Raw genomic sequence first — 4545 nt, 5'->3', positions numbered from 1 at the left:
GTCATGACGGTGACGGACGTCGGCCTGGTCTATGCCATCTCGGTGCGCGTGGGCGCGGTGAGCGGCGTCGACACGGTGGCCTTCAGCGTCGCCGGCGACAACGTCGGCCTGGCACCGGCGCCGGTGGCGGGCTCGCCGGTCATCGAGGTGTGGGTCACGCCGTTCCGGCCCGCGAATTCCTCGTCCACGGCGCGGCCGGTGACGCTGCGGGTCGACTCGACGCCCGGCCTGGCCTGCCAGTCGGGCGGCTGCGGCGCCACCCTCATCCCGTTCAGCCAGATCGGCTGGACCGCCAGCAACAACGGCGCCGCCACCACGGGCGATATCCAGAGCGGCCGCTTCGACGGCAGCGCCAACCAGCAGATCGCGAGCTTCAATGCCAACGCGACCTTCTGCTCGGCCCCGGTGCTGCTGCTGTGCCTGGGCTACACCTACCGGTCGAACGCGATCAGCGCGACGCGGATGCAGTTCAGCTACGACAACGACGTCGTCTATCCGGCCGGCAACTACCGGGGCACCGTGCGCTTCACGGCGTCGATGGAGTGAAGCGCATGCGGGCAGCAATCGTCCCGTTCGCCGCGCTGCTGCTGTCGCTGGCGCTGCCGGCCGGCGCCAGCGTTGCACGTCTGGACGACTCGAGCTCGCCGCGCGCCCAGGTCGGCACCGACTTCCGCCGCGCGCAACCGGTCGACGGCATCCGCTTCGACCTGCCGTTCGGACGCATCGACTACCGGCTCGCGACCGCGCCCTACATCGGCCGGCGCGCGCGCATCTTCTACGTGATCCCGGCCGCCATCCCCGGCCTGCGCTCCCCCGCGGGCATGCAGCTGCAATGGCGCAGCCACGGCGCCTTCGCGAGCGCCAGCGGCCGGCCGGGCGACCGCGTGCCGATCTGGAGCGGCACCGTCGCCACCGCCTGGATGACCGAGAGCTTCGAGCTCACGCTGCGCCTCGATCCACGCGAACTGCGGCTGCCGCCGGGGGCTTCGCTGCGCTTCGAATCGATCTTCGAAATCGAGACCCTGCCATGACCCCGCCTTGTCCCACCCACGCGCTGCCGCGGCGCGCCGCCACCTTCGTCCTGCTGCTGGCCAGCGCCGGCGGCGCGCTGGCCGCGCCGTTCGAGATCGCGGTCTCGCCCTCGCGCTTCGAGCTGTCGGGCCGCGGCGGCACGCGCCTGGGCCAGTCGCTGGAGATCCACAACCTCGCGCCGGTCGCGACCGAGGTGACGGTGCGCACCATCGACTGGCACTACTCGGCCGAGGGCCAGATCAGCTACCACGACGACCTGCAGCCCGGCAGCTGCCGGCCCTGGGTGGCGCTCGAGCGGCGCAGCGTGCAGCTGCCCGCGCGCGGCAGCCGGGCCTACCGCTTCCAGATCGAGCCGCCGGCGGGTTCGCCGCGCGGCGAATGCCGCTTCATGATCGCGATCGAAGGCAGCGAGCCCGCGCAGCAGGCGCTGATCCAGGGCGGCGGCGCCAGCCTGAGCCTGCCGGTGACGGGGCGCATCGCGGTGGCCGTGTACCTCGCGCTCGACGGCGCCGAGCCCCGGCTCGACCTGCGGCGGATCGCCAGCAGCGACAGCGGCGGCCAGCGTCGCATCGCCGTGACCGTGGCCAACACCGGCGACGCGCACGGCCGCCTCGAAGGCAGCCTGGAGGCCGTCGACAGCCAGGGCCGCGCCTTCGCGCTGGTGCCCGAGGGCACGCCGATTCTGCCGGGCCAGACCCGCACGCTGGCGCTGATGCCCCAGGCCGAAGACGGCCGCGCCGCGCCGCAGCCCGCCTATCCGGTGAAGGTCGAGGGCACGCTGGACTGGGCGCAGGGCAGCTTCAAGGTGGAGGCGACGCTCGAGTGACGGCGCGCATCGCCTTGCGCGGCACGGTCGCGGCGGCATGCCTGGCGCTCATGGCGGCCGCGCGGGCCGAGACGGCCACCTCGGCGTCCGGCTTCAACGTGCCGCGCAGCGCGACGGCCAGGCTGGACTTCAGCCTCTCGATCCAGAAGTTCCTGTTCTTCGGCGTCGGCGCCAGTCCCTGGCCGGCGCAGAGCAATGCCGTGGGCACCGTGCGCTTCGTGCTCGCGCCGTCGATTCCGCCGGCGGGCATCGCGCCCGTGGCCGGCAGCCGCCAGCCGGTGGACTGGCCCGGCGGCGCGCCGGTCTTCGCCGTCACGGCCTCGGACCACGTGCTGCCCGTCGAGGTGCGCAGCAATGCCGGCCCGATCGCCATCCGCGCCGAGGCGAGCACGCCGCTGTCCAACGGCAGCCACACCATCCCGATGTCGGAGATCACCATCGCCTCGAGCAACCCCGGCCTGCCCGCGCCGCCGGTGCCCGCCAGCGGCATCGGCGGCGCCGCGCTCGTCGCGGGCACGGGCTTCTCGAACCTCGTCACGCTGCAGAAAGCCAGCTGGACCTTTGGCTATGCCAACAGCGCGAGCCGCAGCGCGGGCAGCTACACCGGCGTGCTCCGGTTCACGGCCAGCACGCCCTGAGCGCGGGCGCGGCGTGCCACGCACGAACGCGTCACAGGCCGCCTCCGCAATCCCGCCGGCACCCGCCAGCGACGGTGACTTTTGCCGCCAGCCCGCCCTGAATCTCGCGCAAGTCAGCTTCCGCTGGGATTGCCCTCCAAAGCTGCGCATCTGCCTTTCAACACCTCAGGAGCTTTGCATGAACAAGAACCCCAGGAAGATGCTGTGGATCGCCGCCTGCCTCGGGCTGGCCGCCTTTGCCGCCCAGGCGCAAGTGCCGACCGACGCGCCAGCCGGCACCACCGTGCAATGCAAGGACGGCAGCTATGCCTCGCCCGACACCAAGTCGGGCGCCTGCCGTGGCCACAAGGGCATCAAGACCTGGTTCGGCAAGGCCGCCGATGCGAAGGCTGCACCAGCAACCGCTGCCGCCGCCGCACCCGCCGTCGAAACCCAGTCGGCCAGCGTCGACAAGACCGGCGTGGCCCCGAGCACGGGCACCGCGACCAAGACGCCCGGCTCGCCCGACGTCACGAAGATGGCCGCCGCACCCGGCGGAGGCCCCGGCATGGTGTGGGCCAACGACACGACCAAGGTCTACCACTGCCCGGGCGACCGCTACTACGGCAAGACCAAGAAGGGCGAGTACCTGAGCGAAGCCGATGCGAAGGCCAAGGGCATGCACGCCTCGCACAACAAGGCCTGTGGATAGGCTCTCCCCCAGGCTTCGCGCACTTCGTGTCGCTACGCCAACCCCCTTCCGGGGGCAACACCTGAGGCCCGGCGAAGCCGGTTCCTCGGTGTTTCGCGAAGGGAGCCGGGAATCGCCTACCTCGGCAGGGATTCGACTTCCTTCGTCCAGCGGTCGATCAGCCGCTTGCGCTCGGCCGCCTGGCCGTACTTCTGGAAGTCGTACTTGATGAGCTTCACGCCGTCCATCGAGGGAATGCGCGGATCGGGCTTGAAGGTCTTGTTGGCCGGCGACTGCAGGCTGCCGGCCTTGGCACCGATGGACTGGCCCGCGGGGCTCATGAGCCAGTCGTAGTAGCGCTTCGCGTGCTCCTTGTTGCGCGCGCCCTTCACCAGCGCGATGCCGCCGATCTCGTAGCCCGTGCCCTCGCAGGGCGCGGCGGTCTTGACCGGAAAGCCGTCGTGGCGCCAGCGCTCGAAGCCGAAGATGAAGCTCACGCCGACCGCGACCTCGCCCTTGGCGACGTTGGGCGCCTGGGCCTGGCCGCTGCGGGTGTAGCTGGTGACGTTGCGATGCAGCTTCTTGAGGTAGTCGAAGGCCGCGTCCTCCCCCATCTGCTGCACCAGGCCCGCGATGATGGTGTAGGCCGTGCCGCTGGTGGCGGGGTGCGAGATTTCGATCTCGCCCTTGTAGCCGGGCTTCACGAGGTCGGCCCAGCACTGCGGCTCGGGCAGCTTCTTTTTCTTCAGCAGCTCGGTGTTGAAGCCGAAGCCCATCGCGCTGGTGTAGAAGCCGCCGACCATGTTCTGCGACAGCGCGTACTGGCGCACGGCCCAGTCGTGCAGGTCGTTGATGTAGGCCGGGCGGTAGGGCTCGAGCAGGCCCTGCTCGGCCGCCTGCAGGAAGGGATCGCCGGTGCCGCCCCACCAGAGGTCGGTCTTGGGATTGGCGGCCTCGGCGCGCAGCTGGGCGCCGATCTCGCCCGTGCCCTTGTGGGCCTGCAGCACCTTGATGCCGGTCTCGCGCGTGAAGGCGGCGGCCGCGGCCTCGCACCAGCCGGCGTCGGTGCTGCACAGCGCGTTGACCGTGCCCTGCGCTGCCGCGTGCGGCGCCAAGGCCAGCAGGGCGGCGGCCGCGCCGAGCGCGGCGCATGTGCGGGTTAAGGCGAGCAAGTGCATGTGGGTCTCCTCGGGGTCAGGATAGCGCCGGCGCGCACGGACACCGACAGGGTTCAGTCGGTTGCCAGCAGCGGCGGAAGATGCTCGGCCAGCCAGTCGATCACCACGCGCGTCTTCAGCGGCAGGTAGCGGCTGCGCGCGCGGATCACGTGCAGCGCGAAGCCGAAGGGCCGCGGCTCCTCGAACACGCGCACCAGCGTG

At 71.4% G+C, this 4545-nt stretch carries 6 protein-coding genes; 5 read left to right on the top strand and 1 reads right to left on the bottom strand.

Annotation, left to right across the window (positions count from 1 at the left end):
- The 5 genes from AC27VN_RS33680 to AC27VN_RS33660 all read left to right on the top strand — a co-directional run.
- The coding region (locus AC27VN_RS33680; protein ID WP_490879378.1) for a hypothetical protein at nucleotides 1–546 on the top strand (546 nt) is incomplete at its 5' end.
- A gap of 5 nt (nucleotides 547–551) precedes the next feature.
- Entirely contained in the window at nucleotides 552–1031 is a 480-nt protein-coding gene (locus AC27VN_RS33675) for a hypothetical protein (RefSeq protein ID WP_490879377.1), read from the top strand.
- Nucleotides 1028–1858: a COG1470 family protein gene (locus tag AC27VN_RS33670; protein WP_490879376.1), complete on the top strand. Its 831-nt coding sequence runs from the start codon at nucleotides 1028–1030 to the stop codon at nucleotides 1856–1858. The genes AC27VN_RS33675 and AC27VN_RS33670 overlap by 4 nt, the downstream gene beginning before the upstream one ends.
- A complete protein-coding gene (locus AC27VN_RS33665; RefSeq protein ID WP_490879375.1) occupies nucleotides 1855–2496 on the top strand; it encodes a hypothetical protein in 642 nt (213 codons plus the stop codon). Before AC27VN_RS33670 ends, AC27VN_RS33665 begins: the two co-directional genes overlap by 4 nt.
- Before the next feature lie 178 nt (nucleotides 2497–2674).
- On the top strand, nucleotides 2675–3187 hold the full coding sequence (locus tag AC27VN_RS33660; RefSeq protein WP_490879374.1) for a DUF3761 domain-containing protein: 513 nt from the start codon (nucleotides 2675–2677) through the stop codon (nucleotides 3185–3187).
- A gap of 116 nt (nucleotides 3188–3303) precedes the next feature.
- Here the strand turns inward: AC27VN_RS33660 and AC27VN_RS33655 are convergent, their stop codons facing one another.
- Nucleotides 3304–4344: an ABC transporter substrate-binding protein gene (locus AC27VN_RS33655; RefSeq protein ID WP_490879373.1), complete on the bottom strand. Its 1041-nt coding sequence runs from the start codon at nucleotides 4342–4344 to the stop codon at nucleotides 3304–3306.
- Nucleotides 4345–4545: the final 201 nt, after the last annotated feature.

The sequence above is a fragment of the Variovorax sp. 20P10.2.4 genome, assembly GCF_058244205.1.
This window is presented reverse-complemented; position numbering and strand designations above follow the sequence as displayed.

Excerpts from the sequence above, each read along its gene's own strand:
- AC27VN_RS33675 (WP_490879377.1), top strand. The coding sequence starts at position 552 with ATGCGGGCAGCAATCGTCCCGTTCGCCGCGCTGCTGCTGTCGCTGGCG.
- AC27VN_RS33670 (WP_490879376.1), top strand. The coding sequence starts at position 1,028 with ATGACCCCGCCTTGTCCCACCCACGCGCTGCCGCGGCGCGCCGCCACC.
- AC27VN_RS33660 (WP_490879374.1), top strand. The coding sequence starts at position 2,675 with ATGAACAAGAACCCCAGGAAGATGCTGTGGATCGCCGCCTGCCTCGGG.
- AC27VN_RS33655 (WP_490879373.1), bottom strand. The coding sequence starts at position 4,344 with ATGCACTTGCTCGCCTTAACCCGCACATGCGCCGCGCTCGGCGCGGCC.